This window comes from Nocardia jiangsuensis (assembly GCF_042650385.1).
GTDB lineage: Bacteria > Actinomycetota > Actinomycetes > Mycobacteriales > Mycobacteriaceae > Nocardia > Nocardia jiangsuensis.
In genome coordinates this window covers 47,405-62,234 of record NZ_JBHSAX010000007.1, presented here as the reverse complement: position 1 = coordinate 62,234, position 14,830 = coordinate 47,405, and the positions used below count along the sequence as shown (strand labels likewise).

18 protein-coding genes are annotated in these 14,830 nt (G+C 71.2%); 6 read left to right on the top strand and 12 right to left on the bottom strand.

The genetic code is table 11. The features are described from left to right. Nucleotides 1-62: 62 nt before the first annotated feature. Together ACFO0B_RS07970 and mqo are read right to left on the bottom strand one after the other, a co-directional pair. On the bottom strand, nt 63-512 hold the full coding sequence (locus ACFO0B_RS07970) for a GNAT family N-acetyltransferase (RefSeq protein WP_378611677.1): 450 nt from the start codon (nt 510-512) through the stop codon (nt 63-65). A gap of 12 nt (nt 513-524) precedes the next feature. Continuing rightward, on the bottom strand, nt 525-1,979 hold the full coding sequence (mqo, locus tag ACFO0B_RS07965) for a malate dehydrogenase (quinone) (RefSeq protein WP_378611676.1): 1,455 nt from the start codon (nt 1,977-1,979) through the stop codon (nt 525-527). Between the two features lie 247 nt (nt 1,980-2,226). On the opposite strand from mqo, the gene ACFO0B_RS07960 reads away from it, so the two are divergent. Next, entirely contained in the window at nt 2,227-3,276 is a 1,050-nt protein-coding gene (locus ACFO0B_RS07960; protein WP_378611675.1) for an alpha/beta hydrolase, read from the top strand. A 1-nt stretch (nt 3,277) separates the two neighbouring features. On the opposite strand, the gene ACFO0B_RS07955 is transcribed toward ACFO0B_RS07960, so the two are convergent. The 6 genes from ACFO0B_RS07955 to ACFO0B_RS07930 form a co-directional block, all read right to left on the bottom strand. Next, the gene (locus ACFO0B_RS07955) at nt 3,278-3,841 is read right to left on the bottom strand and encodes an alpha/beta hydrolase (RefSeq protein WP_378611674.1); all 564 of its coding nucleotides are present in this window, start codon (nt 3,839-3,841) and stop codon (nt 3,278-3,280) included. Between the two features lie 61 nt (nt 3,842-3,902). Then, nucleotides 3,903-4,295: a PIN domain-containing protein gene (locus ACFO0B_RS07950; protein ID WP_378611673.1), complete on the bottom strand. Its 393-nt coding sequence runs from the start codon at nt 4,293-4,295 to the stop codon at nt 3,903-3,905. After that, nucleotides 4,292-4,567 (bottom strand): AbrB/MazE/SpoVT family DNA-binding domain-containing protein, encoded by a 276-nt coding sequence (locus ACFO0B_RS07945; RefSeq protein WP_378611672.1) that lies wholly within the window; start codon nt 4,565-4,567, stop codon nt 4,292-4,294. The genes ACFO0B_RS07950 and ACFO0B_RS07945 overlap by 4 nt, the downstream gene beginning before the upstream one ends. Nucleotides 4,568-4,629: 62 nt before the next feature. After that, on the bottom strand, nt 4,630-6,168 hold the full coding sequence (locus ACFO0B_RS07940; RefSeq protein ID WP_378611671.1) for a cobyric acid synthase: 1,539 nt from the start codon (nt 6,166-6,168) through the stop codon (nt 4,630-4,632). Beyond that, nucleotides 6,165-7,028: a type I methionyl aminopeptidase gene (map, locus tag ACFO0B_RS07935; protein WP_378611670.1), complete on the bottom strand. Its 864-nt coding sequence runs from the start codon at nt 7,026-7,028 to the stop codon at nt 6,165-6,167. Before map ends, ACFO0B_RS07940 begins: the two co-directional genes overlap by 4 nt. A gap of 85 nt (nt 7,029-7,113) precedes the next feature. Further along, the gene (locus ACFO0B_RS07930; RefSeq protein ID WP_378611669.1) at nt 7,114-8,379 is read right to left on the bottom strand and encodes a PucR family transcriptional regulator; all 1,266 of its coding nucleotides are present in this window, start codon (nt 8,377-8,379) and stop codon (nt 7,114-7,116) included. 168 nt (nt 8,380-8,547) lie between these two features. Here ACFO0B_RS07930 and ACFO0B_RS07925 point away from each other — a divergent pair, with 168 nt between their 5' ends. Then, nucleotides 8,548-9,285, top strand: a complete 738-nt coding sequence (locus tag ACFO0B_RS07925; protein WP_378611668.1) for a MerR family transcriptional regulator — start codon at nt 8,548-8,550, stop codon at nt 9,283-9,285. Between the two features lie 70 nt (nt 9,286-9,355). Then, a complete protein-coding gene (locus tag ACFO0B_RS07920; RefSeq protein ID WP_378611667.1) occupies nt 9,356-10,366 on the top strand; it encodes an LLM class flavin-dependent oxidoreductase in 1,011 nt (336 codons plus the stop codon). Between the two features lie 136 nt (nt 10,367-10,502). Here ACFO0B_RS07920 and ACFO0B_RS07915 read toward each other — a convergent pair whose 3' ends face one another. Both ACFO0B_RS07915 and ACFO0B_RS07910 read right to left on the bottom strand, forming a co-directional pair. Next, nucleotides 10,503-10,895: an SAVED domain-containing protein gene (locus ACFO0B_RS07915; RefSeq protein ID WP_378611665.1), complete on the bottom strand. Its 393-nt coding sequence runs from the start codon at nt 10,893-10,895 to the stop codon at nt 10,503-10,505. Nucleotides 10,896-10,897: 2 nt separating this feature from the next. Next, nucleotides 10,898-11,050, bottom strand: a complete 153-nt coding sequence (locus ACFO0B_RS07910) for a hypothetical protein (protein ID WP_378611664.1) — start codon at nt 11,048-11,050, stop codon at nt 10,898-10,900. 86 nt (nt 11,051-11,136) lie between these two features. On the opposite strand from ACFO0B_RS07910, the gene ACFO0B_RS07905 reads away from it, so the two are divergent. Beyond that, nucleotides 11,137-11,721 (top strand): hypothetical protein, encoded by a 585-nt coding sequence (locus ACFO0B_RS07905; protein WP_378611663.1) that lies wholly within the window; start codon nt 11,137-11,139, stop codon nt 11,719-11,721. A gap of 163 nt (nt 11,722-11,884) precedes the next feature. Here the strand turns inward: ACFO0B_RS07905 and ACFO0B_RS07900 are convergent, their stop codons facing one another. Together ACFO0B_RS07900 and ACFO0B_RS07895 are read right to left on the bottom strand one after the other, a co-directional pair. Beyond that, entirely contained in the window at nt 11,885-12,316 is a 432-nt protein-coding gene (locus tag ACFO0B_RS07900) for a MarR family transcriptional regulator (RefSeq protein ID WP_378611662.1), read from the bottom strand. Between the two features lie 90 nt (nt 12,317-12,406). Next, a complete protein-coding gene (locus ACFO0B_RS07895; protein ID WP_378611661.1) occupies nt 12,407-13,000 on the bottom strand; it encodes a TetR family transcriptional regulator in 594 nt (197 codons plus the stop codon). Between the two features lie 181 nt (nt 13,001-13,181). Between ACFO0B_RS07895 and ACFO0B_RS07890 the strand changes: the two genes are divergently transcribed. Then, entirely contained in the window at nt 13,182-14,012 is an 831-nt protein-coding gene (locus tag ACFO0B_RS07890) for a mycofactocin-coupled SDR family oxidoreductase (protein ID WP_378611660.1), read from the top strand. Then, nucleotides 14,009-14,824, top strand: coding sequence for a mycofactocin-coupled SDR family oxidoreductase (locus tag ACFO0B_RS07885; RefSeq protein ID WP_378611659.1), 816 nt, complete (start codon nt 14,009-14,011; stop codon nt 14,822-14,824). The genes ACFO0B_RS07890 and ACFO0B_RS07885 overlap by 4 nt, the downstream gene beginning before the upstream one ends. Nucleotides 14,825-14,830: the final 6 nt, after the last annotated feature.

Below are 14,830 nucleotides of genomic sequence, written 5' to 3'. Positions count from 1 at the left end.
TCGACTCTAGGCGCGGCGGGGGCGCCGCCGGACACCGCCTCGGCCCGCGGGCAGCGCCGGGCTCACCCGCGCCGCATGGGGGTGTGCGGGATGCCGTCCTCCACGAACTCGGGCCCGTCGGCGGTGAAGCCGTGCCTGGCGTAGAGCTCGACGAGGTGGCTCTGCGCGTTCAGCCGCACGGGGTGCGACCCGACCTCGGCCAGCGCGGCCTGCAGCAGCCGGGTGGTGTAGCCCTGGCCGCGGACCGGCCGCGCGGTGCAGAGCCGCCCGATGCGGAACGACTTCACGCCGTCCTCGTGCTCCTCCAGCAGCCGGAGCGTGGCGATGACCGTGCCCTCGTCATCGAGCCAGAGGTGCCTGGTCTCCGGGAGCAGGTCGCGGCCGTCCAGCTCCGGGTACGCGCACTTCTGCTCGACCACGAAGATCTCCACGCGCAGTTTCAGCAGCTCGTAGAGGGTGGCGGTGTCCAGGTCCTGGGCCCAGGACCGCTTGAGCGCAACCGTTGAGATCATCGCCTCTTGCTATCACACCTGGGCGGGGGCCGCGACTCCGGCGGTGTCCAGATTGAGCGTCTTGCTGGTCCAGCTCCACACCTCGCGGAACAACTCCGGATTGTCGGAGAGCTTGACGCCGAGTGAGGGCACCATCTCGCGCAGTTTCGGGGTCCAGCCCTCGTACTCGTTCGGAAAGCAGCGCTGCAGCACGTCGATCATGGCGCTGACGCCGGTCGACGCGCCCGGCGACGCGCCGAGCAGCCCGGCGATGCTGCCGTCGCCCGCGGCGATCACGGCGGTGCCGAACTCCAGCACCCCGCCCAGCCCCTTGCGCCGGATCACCTGGACGCGCTGGCCCGCGGTGATCAGCTCCCAGTCCTTGCCCCTGGCCCGCGGCACGAACTCGCCGAGCGTCTCCACCCGGCCCGCCTCGGACTTGAGCAGCTCGGAGATCAGGTACTTGGTCAGGCTCAGCTCGGTGACGCCGACGCCGAGCAGCGAGAACAGGTTGTCCGGGCGGATCGACTTGAACAGGTCGGTGTTCTTGCCGTCCTTGAGGAACTTCGGCGTCCAGCCCGCGTAGGGGCCGAAGAGCAGGCCGTTGCGGCCCTTGATGACCCTGGTGTCGAGGTGCGGCACCGACATGGGCGGGGCGCCGACGGCGGCCTTGCCGTACACCTTGGCGTGGTGCTGCCCGATGAGCTCGGGGTTGGTGCTGCGTAAGAACTGGCCGCTCACCGGGAAGCCGCCGAAGCCCTTCGCCTCCTTGATGCCGGCCTTCTGCAGCAGCGGCAGCGCGCCGCCGCCCGCGCCGACGAAGACGAAGCGGCTGATCAGCGTGCGGGTCTGCCTGGTGCGGACATTGCGCACCCGCACCAGCCACTGGCCGTCGGACTGCTTGGACAGGTCGAGCACCTCGTGTCCGAAGGCCAGGTCCACCCCGGTGCGGCCGAGGTGGGCGAGGAGCTCGCTGGTGAGCGCGCCGAAGTCGATATCGGTGCCCGCGTCCGTCCAGTTCAGCGCGACCGGGTCGCGGAAGTCGCGGCCGCGCGCCATGAGCGGCAGCCTGCGGGCGAACTCGTCCGGGCTGCCGATGTACTCCATGCCCTCGAAGAGCGGGTGCGGGGCCAGCGCGTCGTAGCGGGCGCGCAGGTAGCGCACGTTCTCTTCGCCGTGCACGAAGCTCACGTGCGGGATCGGGTTGATGAAGCGGGACGGCTCGCCGAGCAGTCCGTTCTGCACGCCGTAGGACCAGAACTGGCGGGAGACCTGGAAGCGCTCGTTGATGTCGACGGCCTTGCTGATGTCGACGGTGCCGTCGGGGTTCTGCGGGCTGTAGTTCAGCTCGCAGAGCGCGGAGTGTCCGGTGCCCGCGTTGTTCCACGGGTCGCTGCTCTCGGCCGCGGCGGCGTCCAGCCGCTCGAAGAGCGAGATCGACCACTCGGGCTGCAACTGCCGCAGCAGTGCGCCGAGTGTGGCACTCATGATGCCTGCGCCGATGAGTACGACATCGGTTTTCTGGGTCTGAGCAGCATTCGGCACGGGTGTCGACTTCCTTGTCACTCTGCGCGGTTGCCCGCGGCTTCCGGCTGGAGGTTACCCACCGTTCACCTGTGCCCAATTGTGCACCTCGGGAATCGGCGTTCCCGCAGCGAACCTGCCGAATGTGACATAGATACCTCCCGGTAAGCCGGGCTCGGCAGGGCGCTTCCGCCGCGATAGATTGGGCACTGTGACGAACGAAACCTCGCTCGACCCGGCGCGGACCTCGTCCGGTGGCGACCCGTGGCAGCCGGATGTCCTCGGCACGAACTACCAGCAGCGCACGCTTCCGCTCGGCCCGGATCCGGACGGCGAGGGCGAGATCTTCGGCACCCTGGTGCGCTACCGGCCCGAGGAGACCGCGTCCAGCCCCGCTGACACGGAGACGCCCGCCGTGCTCTATCTGCACGGCTTCACCGACTACTTCTTCCAGCAGCACGTGGCCGAGCACTTCGCCGCCCGCGGCCACCGCTTCTACGCGCTCGACCTGCGCAAGTGCGGCCGCTCGCTGCGCGACGGGCAGAGCCCGCACTTCGTCACCGACCTGGCCTCCTACGACGCGGAGCTGGACGAGGCGCTGCGCATCGTGCGCGCCGAGACCGGCGCCCCGGTGCTGCTGGTGGCGCACTCCACCGGCGGGCTGATCCTGCCGCTGTGGCTGGACCGGCTGAACGCCCGCACCGGCACCGCCGCCGCGGGCGTGATCGGGCTGGTGCTGAACAGCCCGTGGTTCGACCTGCAGGGCCCGGCCTACTACCGCAGCGTCGGCACCCCGGTGATCGACGTGCTCGGCCGCTTCCGCAAGACCGCGGCGCTGCCCGCCCCCGCGATCACCGCCTACGGCGACAGCCTGCACCACACGGTGTCCGGGGAGTGGGAGTACAACCTGGACTGGAAGCCGCTGAGCGGGTTCCCCGTGCGGTTCGGCTGGCTGCGCGCCATCCGCCGCGGCCACGCCAGGCTGCACCGCGGGCTGAGCATCGGGGTGCCCGCGCTCATCCTGCGCTCCCGGCTGACCAAGTTCGCCCGGCGGTACGGCCCCGCCGTCGACGTGGCGGACGCGGTGCTCGATGTCGAGCAGATCCAGCGCTGGTCCGGCTGCCTCGGCGACCGCACCAACATCGTGCCGATCGAGGGCGCGCGGCACGACGTCTTCCTGTCGAGCGAGAAGCCGAGGGACGAGGCCTTCGCCGAGCTGGACAACTGGCTGGACTGGCTGGCCGCGTTCCGCGCGAACTGACTCACCAGGGGCTGGTGCGCAGCACGATCTCGGTCGCGAACTCGTGCGTCGCCTCGGCGGCGACGTCGTCGACGTCCAGCTCGACCACCCGGAACTCGCCGTAGACGAAGCGGCCGGAGCCGTCCGCCACCGCGCGGGTGGTGCGCTTGGTGACCACCATGGTCACCGGCAGCTCCATCGGCCGAACCGCGGAGTCGGCGACGGCGCCATCGGGGTCGGCGCCCGCCGGGTGCCCGCGGTCGGCGACGGTCAGGCTGATGAAGCGGCCGAACGGCCCGGCGCAGAGCTGCCAGGCCAGTTCGGCGCCGCGGCCGTAGCCGGCGACGTGGGTGTAGGGCACGCTCAGCTGGTCGAGCGCCGCGTGCAGGTCGGCCGGTTCCAGCCCGTCGACGCTCTCCGGCGTGACGGTGCGCAGGTCGGAGACGTGCAGCCGGGCGCAGACCCCGTCGAAGACGTCGGGCGGGGCGCCCGCGTCCGGCAGCAGCAGCACGGTGTGCCTGGAGTCCGGGCCGTCCACCCGGACCGTCCAGGAGCGGTCACCGACCGTGATCTGGCGCGCTGTCATGACCGGAAACGGTACACGGCCGCCCGATCCGCGATGCCGGGTTCGCCCGGATGGCGGGCGTTCAGGAGAGCAGCCGCATGCCCGCGTGGTCGCCCGCCTCGGGATCGAAGGTGACGGTGCGATCGCACCCGGCCTCCCGGCCCAGCTGCTCGACCAGCGCGTCGGCGAAATCGGCACCATCGGCGGCGCGGCGCAGCGCCTGGCGCACGGTGTCGGCCCGCTCGACCACGATCTCGGCCGAGTCCAGCAGCCCGAGCAGCACATCGGTGACGGCCTCCGGGGTCTGCCGGTAGCCGCGGCGCAGCACCCAGTAGATCTCGGCGAGCACCAGCATGGTGAGGTAGCCGGGGTCGCTCTCGGTGAGCCCGTCGATCACGGCGTTGGCGCCGGCGGACTGCTCCGGGTCGTCCTGGGTCAGGTAGCGGATCAGGACATTGGCGTCGAGGCCGATCATCCGCGCGGCCGTTCCACCACGTTGCCTGCGACCGCGGCGTCCATCTCGGCCAGCTCCAGCGGCGCCGCGCCCCAGCCGACGATGCCCTTGAGCGCCTTGACCGTCCTGGTCTCCGGCACCAGCTCGTAGCTGCCGTTCGGGGTGGGCACGAAGGCCACCCTGACCCCCGCGCGCAACCCGAGCGCCACCCGGACGTCCACCGGAATCGTGATCTGCCCCTTGCTGGTCACCGCCGCGGACAGCACCGGCGCGCCGCGTTTGCGCTCCGCCACCGCACCCCTCCTTACGAACCCCGCCGATCCTTACCAGAAGGTAAGGGGCACTGCCCGGTTCGTCAACAGGGCGCGGTGAGCCCGCTGCCGATCACCGGCAGCCCGGCGGGCGGGCCGTCGGCGAGCAGCCGCTCCAGCGCGGGCAGGTCGGCGTGCTCGCTCACCAGGTCGGCGAGCAGATCGAGCTGGGCGGTGCGCAGCGCGGCCACCGAGACGTCGGCCGCCGGTTCGAAGCCGGTGCGGCCCGCCGCGGCCGCGACGGTGCGCAGCCAGCCGCGGCGCAGCTCGTCGCACTCCAGCAGCCCGTGCAGGTGGGTGCCCCAGATCGCGCCGCGGACACTGCCTTCCGGCTGCCCTTCCAGCTCCAGCCAGGCGGGGTCGCCGGTGCGGGTGACCCGGCCGTGGTGGATCTCGTAGCCGTGCACCGGGATGCGGCTGCCCAGCTCCCGTCCGGCGCTGCGCCGCAGCACCTTCGGGTCGGCGAAGGCGACCTCGAGGTCGAACAGCCCGAGCCCGGGCACCGCGCCCGCGCCGGACTCCACCGGGTCGACGATCCGGCTGCCGAGCATCTGGTACCCGCCGCACACCCCGAGGATCGGCTTCCCCTCCGCCGCCCTGGTCTGCAAGGCATCGGCGAGACCGGTGCGCCGCAGCCAGGCCAGGTCGTCGACGGTGGCCTTGCTGCCGGGGAGCACCACCAGGTCGGCGCCGGCGAGCCGGGAGGGCTCGGCCACCCAGCGGACCGCGGTGCCCGGTTCGCAGGCGAGCGCCTCCACGTCGGTGGAGTTGGAGACGCGCGGAAGCCGGATCGCGGCGACCGACAGCCACTCCCGGCCGCGCGCCGGGGCGGGGCGGCCCACCGGGGCGTCGGCGACGGTGCCGAGCGAGTCCTCGGCGTCCAGCCAGAGCTCGTCGGTGTAGGGCAGCACGCCGAGCGTGGGGCGGCCGGTGAGCGCGGCGAGCTGGTCCAGCCCGGGGCGCAGCAGCTCGACGTCGCCGCGGAACTTGTTCACCAGGAAGCCCGCGACGAGCCGCTGGTCGGCCGGTTCCAGCACCGCCACGGTGCCGAAGAGGTGGGCGAGCACGCCGCCGCGGTCGATGTCGCCGACCACGATCACCGGCAGCCCGGCCGCGCGGGCCAGCCCCATGTTGGCGAGATCGGTGGCGCGCAGATTGATCTCGGCGGGCGAGCCTGCGCCCTCGCAGAGCACCGCGTCGAAATCGGCACGGAGGGAGGCGAGTTCGTCGGCCACCACCTCCCGCAGCGCGGTCCGATGCCGGAAGTAGTCGCGCGCGCCGACGGTGTCGACGGCCCTGCCGCGCACCACCAGCTGGGAGCGGTGATCACCACCCGGCTTGAGCAGGATCGGGTTGAACCGCACGCTCGGCTCCAGACCGCAGGCGCGGGCCTGCAGCGCCTGCGCCCGGCCGATCTCCCCGCCGTCCAGCGTGACGACCGAGTTGTTGGACATGTTCTGCGCCTTGAACGGCGCCACCCGGACCCCGCGGCGGGCCAGGGCCCGGCACAGCCCGGCGACGACGACGCTCTTGCCCGCGTCCGAGGTGGTCCCGGCGACGAGCAGCGCGCCGCCCGGCGTCACGGCAGGGTGAGGATCTCGGCGCCGGTCTCGGTGACCACGAGGGTGTGCTCGAACTGCGCGGTCCAGCGCCGGTCCTTGGTGACCACGGTCCAGCCGTCGTTCCAGACCTCGTAGTCGATGCCGCCGAGGTTGATCATGGGCTCGATGGTGAAGGTCATCCCCGGCTCGATGACCGTCTCCACCGCGGGCTGGTCGTAGTGCAGCACCACCAGGCCGTTGTGGAAGGTCGGGCCGACGCCGTGGCCGGTGAAGTCGCGGACGACGCCGTAGCCGAAGCGGTTGGCGTAGGACTCGATCACCCGGCCGACGACGTTCAGCGCGCGGCCGGGCTTGACCGCCTTGATGGCCCGCATGGTGGCCTCGTGGGTGCGCTCCACCAGCAGCCGGACCTCCTCGTCGACCTCGCCGGCCAGGTAGGTGGCGTTGGTGTCGCCGTGCACGCCGTCGATGTAGGCGGTGACGTCGATGTTCACGATGTCGCCGTCCTGGATCACGGTGGAGTCCGGGATGCCGTGGCAGATCACCTCGTTGAGCGAGGTGCAGCAGGACTTGGGGAAGCCCTTATACCCGAGCGTGGAGGGGTAGGCGCCGTTGTCGATCATGTACTCGTGCGCGATCCGGTCCAGCTCGTCGGTGGTGACGCCGGGGGCGACGGCCTTGCCCGCCTCGGCCAGCGCGCGCGCCGCGATCTTGGAGGCGAGCCGCATCTTCTCGATGGTCTCCGGCGTCTGCACCCAGGGCTCGGAGCCCTCGACGGCCGTCCGCTTGCCCACGTACTCGGGGCGCGCGATGGCGCGCGGCACCTCCCGCTCGGGCGAGAGCATGCCGGGAACGAGGGGCTGGCGAGTGCGCACGGACATGACGAACAGGGTAGACCGGATCGACCGGCCGCAGCCGGGTAACCCGGCGGGGCCCGCGCCCCTCCCCGGCGGCGCGGTGCCGCGGTCAGCCGGCGGCGGCGGGTAGCTCGGCGCTCCGCACCGGCCCGGTCTCGGCCTCGTAGGCGCGCGCCACGATCGCCGCGCGCAGGTACCAGAGCCCGTCCATGTTCATCGGGTCGAAACCGGTGTGCTGGGCGATCCGGCGCATCCGGTGGTCGATGGTGTTGGCGTGGATGTGCAGCGCGCGCGAGGTGCGCTGCCGGTTGCGGTCGTTGCGCAGGTGCACCACCAGGGTGTTCAGCAGCTCCGGCTGCGCGTGCAGCGGATCGAGCACCGCGGCCAGCCTGCGGCGGCCGGGGCCGGGGCGGGTGATCTGGTACTCGACGGCCAGATCCGCCATCCGGTAGAGCCCGGCCGGGCGCCGCAGCCGCTGGGCGAGATCGAGCAGCTCGTGTGCGTCCCTGGTCGCGGCGGGCACCGCGCCGGTGAGCGCGTGCACGACGGTGCCGAGCAGCGGGACGCCGGCCGCCCGCTGCAACCCGGCGAGCAGGTCGGCGGCGGCGGTGTCCTCGAGCCGATCCTCGGCGAGCAGCACGGTACCGCCATCGGGGCCGAGCAGCGCGGGCGGCGGGCCATCGCGCCGCGTCGCCAGCTCCAGCCGCATCCGGCGCAGTCTGCGCCCGGCCTCGCTCTCGTCGCGCACCGCGCGGTCCTCCAACGTCTCGGTCGCGACGCCGAGCGCGAGCACCGCGTAGGCGTCCGCGGCCGGGAAGCCGCTGCCGCGGAGCTGCGCCGCGCCGGCGTCACCGGCGATCAGCGCGCTCGCCAGCCGGCCGCCCGCATCGTCCCGCGCGGTGCTCTGCGCCCGCAGTTCGCGCAGGTAGCTGCCGGTGAAGGCGGTGACGAGGCGATCGAGCACCTCGGCGAGGCGCTGCCCGGCCACCACCATGGCCCTGCTGTCCGCGCCGGTGGCGCGCCTGCCGAGCAGCTCGAGCACGAAGCGGAAGCCGAGGTGGGTGGCGTGCTGCACCGCCTCCAGGTCGACGCCGTCGGCGGCCCAGTCACCGATCCGGGCATGCAGCCGCTCCGGCACCTCCACCGCGGGGTCGCCCTGCAGCGCGACGGCCACCAGATCCAGGCAGCCCCTGATCACCTCGGCGGCCTCGCGGCGGGACGCCCCGCACGGCATCGTCGCCCCGCGCGGCTCGGCGCCGCCCGCGACGTGCCCGAGTAGCTGGTGCGAGAGCCGGGGGTCGTGGCGCAGGTAGCCCGCGGCAGGCATCCCGGCGATCCTGAGTTCCCTGGTCGCGCACGGGCTGCTCGTCCGCATCCGTCCTCCGTAGTATCGTGACTCAACTCTCTCAGTAATAACTGTAACTATCAGTGGACATATTCGGCTACAGACATTTTCCGCCCGCCGATCCCGACGACATTGGACGAAGCAGGGAAGATTGACTCAGTATCTACTGAGACAGTTGGCCGGATCGAAGGGAAACGGATGACCGGCAGGGAGTACCGGGTCGCCGAACTGGCGGAGGCCGCGGCGGTACCGGTGCGCACGGTGCGCTACTACCAGGAGCGCGGCCTGCTCGCGCCGCCCGAGCGCAGGGGCCGGAACGCCTTCTACGGCGAAACGCACCTGGAGCGGTTGCGGCTGATCGCCGACCTGCTCGGCCGCGGACACAGCCTCGAGGGCATCGCCGACCTGCTGACCAGCGCCGAACAGGGCGGCGGCGTCTCCGAGCTGCTCGGCTTCCAGTCGGCGGCCGCGACGGCGTGGGGCGACGGCGAGGTCACGCTCGACCTGCAGCAGATGCTCGAGCAGTTCGGCGACCAGGTGACGCCGCAGGCCATCGCCGAGGCGGTCGCGCTCGGCTACCTGCGCATGGAGGGCGACCAGTTCGTGTACACCAGCGCGCGGCTGCTGGAGGGGGCCTCCGCGCTGGTGGCGATCGGTATCCCGCTGCACGCCATCCTCGCGGTGAGCTGGGAGCTCGAGGCGGCCTTCGACCGGATGGCCTTCGCCTTCGTGCAGATCTTCCGCACGCACCTGGTGAGCAAGGTGCTCGAGCACCCCTCCCCCGCCCAGCTGCACCAGCTCGCCGAAACCCTGGCGGAGCTGCGTCCCAGCGTCCGGATGATCGCGGACGAACACCTGGCCCGCGCCATGGATCGGCGCATCGGGATCGACCTGCCCGAGGTGTCCCAGCAGATCAGCCGGGCCACCGGCGAGTAGGGAATCTTCGGCGCACCCCCGGCGTTCCGACGAGTAGTTGACGTAGAAACATCTCGAGACGGGACGCACCGTGGAACTGGGACTCACCACCTTCGCCGAACGCTATCCGGCCGACGGCCGCCCGGCGCCGAGCGCGGCCGAACGGCTGCGCCAGGTCGTGGACGAGGCCGTCGCCACCGAGGCCGCCGGGCTCGACGTCTACGGCGTCGGCGAGCACCACCGGGTCGACTTCGCCGCCTCCGCCCCCGCCGTCGTGCTGGCCGCCATCGCCGCGCGCACCGAGCGCATCCAGCTCACCAGCGCGGTCACCGTGCTCAGCTCCGACGACCCGGTGCGCGTCTACCAGGACTTCGCCACCCTGGACGGGCTCTCGGGCGGGCGCGCCGAGCTCATGGCCGGGCGCGGCTCGTTCACCGAGTCCTTCCCGCTCTTCGGCTACGACCTGGCCGACTACGACCAGCTCTTCGACGAGAAGCTCGCCCTGCTGCTGAAGCTGCGCGAGGAGGAGCCGGTCACCTGGCAGGGCAAGTTCCGCGCCCCGCTGGACAACGCGATCGTCTACCCGCGCACCGACAACCGCCCCCTCCCGGTCTGGATCGCCGTCGGCGGCAGCCCCGAATCCGTCGCCCGCGCCGGCCTGCTCGGCCTCCCGCTCGCCATCGCCATCATCGGCGGCGAACCCGCCCGCTTCAGGCCGCTGGTCGACCTCTACCACCGCGCCCTCGCCGAGGGCGGGCACGAGCGCCAGCCCGTCGCGGTGCACGCGCACGGCTACATCGCCGACACCGAAGAGGCCGCGATCAGCGAGTTCTGGGAGCCCTACACCCGGGCCATGAACGTCATCGGCCGCGAGCGCGGCTGGGGCCGCATGACCCGCGCCCAGTTCGACGCCATGCGCGGCCCCGAGGGCTCGCTCTTCCTCGGCACCCCGGACGTGGTCGCCGAGAAGATCGGAAGAGTCCGCGACACCCTCGGGCTCGACCGCTTCATGCTGCACACCAGCGTCGGCACGCTGCCGCCGGAGCAGGTGCTGCACACCATCGAGCTGCTCGGGGCGAAGGTGGCGCCGCAGCTGGGCTGAGCGATTACACGGCGCGCGATGCTGCCTCAGAACTCAGTGCGTTGGAGCGAACAGATACTGGACTACACCTCCTGGTCTGCCCCACCGGTCGGGCTGACGGGTCATGATCGCTTTGTTGCCGTCGTTGCCTGCCGAGTCAGGGTTCGGGGAAGGGGGTGTAACTACCGGTAGTGGTGTCGTAGGACAAGGCAGTCCAGCGTCCCTGATCGGCGGCGGCCAGCCGGGCGCCGAGCGCCACCGCGATCGAGACCGGCCCGCTGAGGTAGATTGTGTGCCCACTGCTGCGTGCCCCGGCCGGCAGGCTCGTATCCCGCCACACCCGGCAAACCTGATCGACGACCGCAGTGAAGGCCGCGGTGTTCTCGGGCAGCGTCTCTCGCGGGTTACGCAGCAGCAACAGCGCCCCCACGCCGCGGGCGCGGCAATCCTGCAGTACTTGATCGTGGAAACCCTGGCCGTGGTTCTGCAGATCCAGCGCCAGCGCGACTCGCGCGGGGTCGGCACCAGGGATGGTCTCGACCGCGGTCACAGTCAGGGGCTGTTGCGGCTACGAACAGCGCGCAGGCTCGTGGCATGGAAGAACGACGGGCTCCCGGTTCCCTGGCGCAGCGCATAAACCGCGACCTCGCGGGGGTGGGTGTAGCCGAGCCGGGCCCCGAACCAAAACGCCATCTGCAGGCGCATGATCGGGATCAAGTTGATCGGGGCGGCATCCGGGCTCCGGCGCCGGGTCCGCCGCCGACCCGGCCTGGCTCGCCGACAGCACCGGCGTGGTGTGGGCCGAGAACCTGGCCACCACACCGGCCTGCGGCGGCGCAAATCCGCCGCCCTGCGCGGAGTCCACCGAACCCGGCGGGCGCCGCAGCAGGGTTGTGCTCGCGCGCCTGGACTACGCCGAGCCCGTCGCGCCGCAGTCTGTTTCCGCGGAGCCGATGCCGAAGTGGGGCAGCGCCTTCCGTCGCGGTGACGCGCTGCCGATCGTCCCGCACCTGTCCGCTGGCGTCTATACCGCGCCCGGCGCCGAGGCGGGCAGCGCCCGGGTCGAGATCACCGAGAACCCCGCACGCACCATGATCATGCGCATCGCGGTCACCTACAGTGGCTATCGCGATGGCGACGGGATCACCGTCGACGGCACCGAGAGTGTGGAGCGGCGCGCCGAGAGCGGGTTCGCGCCGATCACCTGGCACAGCGATCTCAGCGTCTCCGGCACGCACACCGGAACCCGGCGCACCTCCGAGCCGGGCGGCCTCACCCTCGGAACCGAAGTCATCCGCAACGATTTCCAGGCCGCGGGCACACTCACCACGGTGCTGGACGGGCACACCTACACCCAGCCGGGCAACGGCTCCTGAACACCAGGCCGGGTCGTGGTTGTGGTGCGCCATCGGCACCGAGAACGCTGTCGGCGTGGCACGCGGTTACGAAGAGCCGCACGCCTGTTACCAAGGAACGCACTCACCGTTCATTCGGTACCGGCGTCGGTTCCCGCTGTGACTCCGCATGATTCAGCGCGGCTCAGCTGCGGCTGAACTGCTCGTTGCTTGCCTGCAGAGCGGTGTTCATCGTGTGGAGGAAGCCGAGAACGACGTCGAGTGTTTCGGGGTCGCTCGGGAATTCGTTCCCGAGCACCCCGACCACGGGTGCGATGGCAACTCCGGCGCGGACCGCGACCGGCTCCACGCGGACCCGGCGCCGGTCGGAGTCGTCGGGGCTGCGCCGTACGAACCCGGCGCCTTCGAGTCGGTCGATGACCGAGGTAATAGCTCCGCCGCGGCTGATACCCAGCCTAGTGGCGAGCTCGCCCGGCGTGAGCGGGCCGTCGGTGCTCAGCATGATCAGGCAGCCGAGGTCGATGACGCGTATGCCGAGCCGGCTGGCGAGGTTCGAGTGGAACACCACTGACTGCGCGGCGTACCTGCGCAGTTCGTCCAGCAGATCGCGGCGCACCCGCGCGGGCGGGACTGCTCGGGTGGTCGACGTCATCGGGCTCTCTTCTGCATGCCGGAGAATCGGTGGGTTTCGGTCGGAGGGTTCGGTTCAATGGCCGGAGGGTCCGCCGTGATGCTCGGCGGCGTAGCCCGCGGTAAGCCAGTAGACGGTGCGGTCGACCGCGGGCAGGATCTCGGTCACCGCGATCTCGCCACCGGCGAAGCGGCCGAGGAGCCCGTAGACCAGGCTGGACAGGATCACCTCCAGGTCGCGAACGAACGCGGGGTCGACTCCAGCCAGTGCCGTCATCGCGGCGGGGACCACGGCCTCGAATCCGCGCTGCACCAGCACTTCGCCGCCGGTCGCGGCCCGGGCGCGGAAATAGGCGATCAACAGTCCCGGGTGGTCTTCCCAGGGTTCGAAGATGGGGCGCAGCACACCCATGAGCGCGGTGCGCAGGGATTCGCCGGGCACGGGAGCGTAGGAGTCCAGGCCGGCATAACGGTTGTCTGCGAGCCAGCGCTGCAGCGCGGCCAGGATCAGCTCGTCACGGGTGCCGTAGAGCTTGTAGATCTTGGCCAGCGACACGCGCGCCTGCCGGGCGACCTCGCGTACCTGTACCGCCTCGTAGCCACCGGCCTCCAGCAGCTGCACGACGGCGGCCTGGATGCGCTGCTCCCCTTGGCCGACGGCCGACTCCATGACATCGGGCCGGTTCTCCGGTTTTCGGTCCAACTTCTTCCCCCATCGCCTCAGAGACTGCTACTCTCGCCAAGTGGTAATCAGATTACCACAGCTAGAAGGCAAATTTTCATCGGCATCGGCGTGCACTCGTGACTCATCCGGGGCGACGCTGAGCTGCTCGGCATCGAATCGAGGATCAATGGGTTCCCTGGACGGCAAGGTCGCTTTCATCACCGGGGTGGCACGAGGACAGGGCCGCAGCCACGCGCTGCGGCTGGCGCGCGAGGGCGCCGACATCATCGGCGTCGACATCTGCGCCGATATCGCTTCCAACGCCTACCCGATGGCGAGCCGCGCCGAGCTGGCGGAGACCGTGGCGCTGGTCGAGGCAGAGGGACGCAGGATGATCGGCACGGTGGCCGACGTGCGGGACTTCATCGCGCTGCGCGACGCGCTGGATGCCGGGGTCGCTGAGCTCGGCCGCCTGGACATCGTCTGCGCGAATGCCGGTATCGCGCCGCTGTCGCTGGAGGAGGTTCCGATCGAGACCGAGCTCGCGCAGTGGGCGGATGTGATCGGGGTGAACATGTCGGGGGCTTTCCACACCGCGCGCGCCGCGCTGCCGCACTTGATCGCGGGCGGGCGTGGCGGGAGCATCGTGTTCACCAGCTCCACCGCCGGGCTGGTCGGTATGGGCGGGATGGACGGCGGGGGCCTGGGCTACGCGGCCTCCAAGCACGCCATTGTCGGCATCATGCGCTGTCTGGCGAACGGGCTGGCGCAGTACAGCATTCGGGTCAATACCGTGCATCCGACCGCGGTGAACACCATGATGGCGGTCAATCCGCAGATGATGGAGTGGGCGGCGAACAACCCCGACGGCGGCCCGCACCTGATGAACCCGATGCCGGTCGCCATGCTCGAGCCGCAGGACATCAGCGCCGCGATCGCCTTCCTCGCCTCGGACGAAGCGAAGTACATCACCGGGGTGACGCTGCCGGTGGACGCCGGCTTCGTCAACAAGCTGTGAGCACCGCGAGGGCCGGGCGGGTCGCGGGCAAGCGGGTGCTCGTCACCGGGGCCGCCCGCGGCATGGGACGCAGCCACGCGGTCCGGCTCGCCGAGGAGGGCGCCGACCTGGTGCTGATCGACATCTGCCGCTCACTGCCCGAGCTCGAGTACCCGCTGGCAACACCGGAGGATCTGGCCGAGACCGAGCGGCTGGCTGCCGAGCACGGCGGGCAGGTGATCACCGCGGTCGCCGACGTGCGCGACGCCGCGGAGCTGCGCGCGGCGGTGGACACCGCGGTGGCCGAGCTCGGCGGGCTCGACGCCGCGGTGGCCAACGCCGGAGTATTGACCGCGGCGACCTGGGAGCACACCACGCCCGAGCAGTGGCGCACGGTGGTCGATGTCAACCTGATCGGCACCTGGAACACCTGCGCCGCTGCGCTGCCGCACCTGATCGAGCGCGGTGGCAGCCTGGTCAACATCAGCTCGGCCGCCGGGCTCAAGGGCACCCCGCTGCACACGCCATACACCGCGGCCAAGCACGGCGTCGTCGGCCTGAGCAAGGCCCTCGCCAACGAACTGGCGGCGCGCAGCATCCGGGTCAACACCGTGCATCCGACCGGGGTCGCGACCGGGATGTCACCGGCGTCGCTGTTCACCCTGCTCACCGAGGTCCGCCCGGATCTGGCCCCGCTGTTCGGCAATGCGCTGCCGGTCGTGATGACCGAACCCATCGACATCAGCAACGCGGTGCTCTACCTGATCTCCGATGAGGCCCGGCACGTGACCGGGATGGAGTTCAAGGTCGACGCCGGCGTCACGCTCATCTGAAAGCGG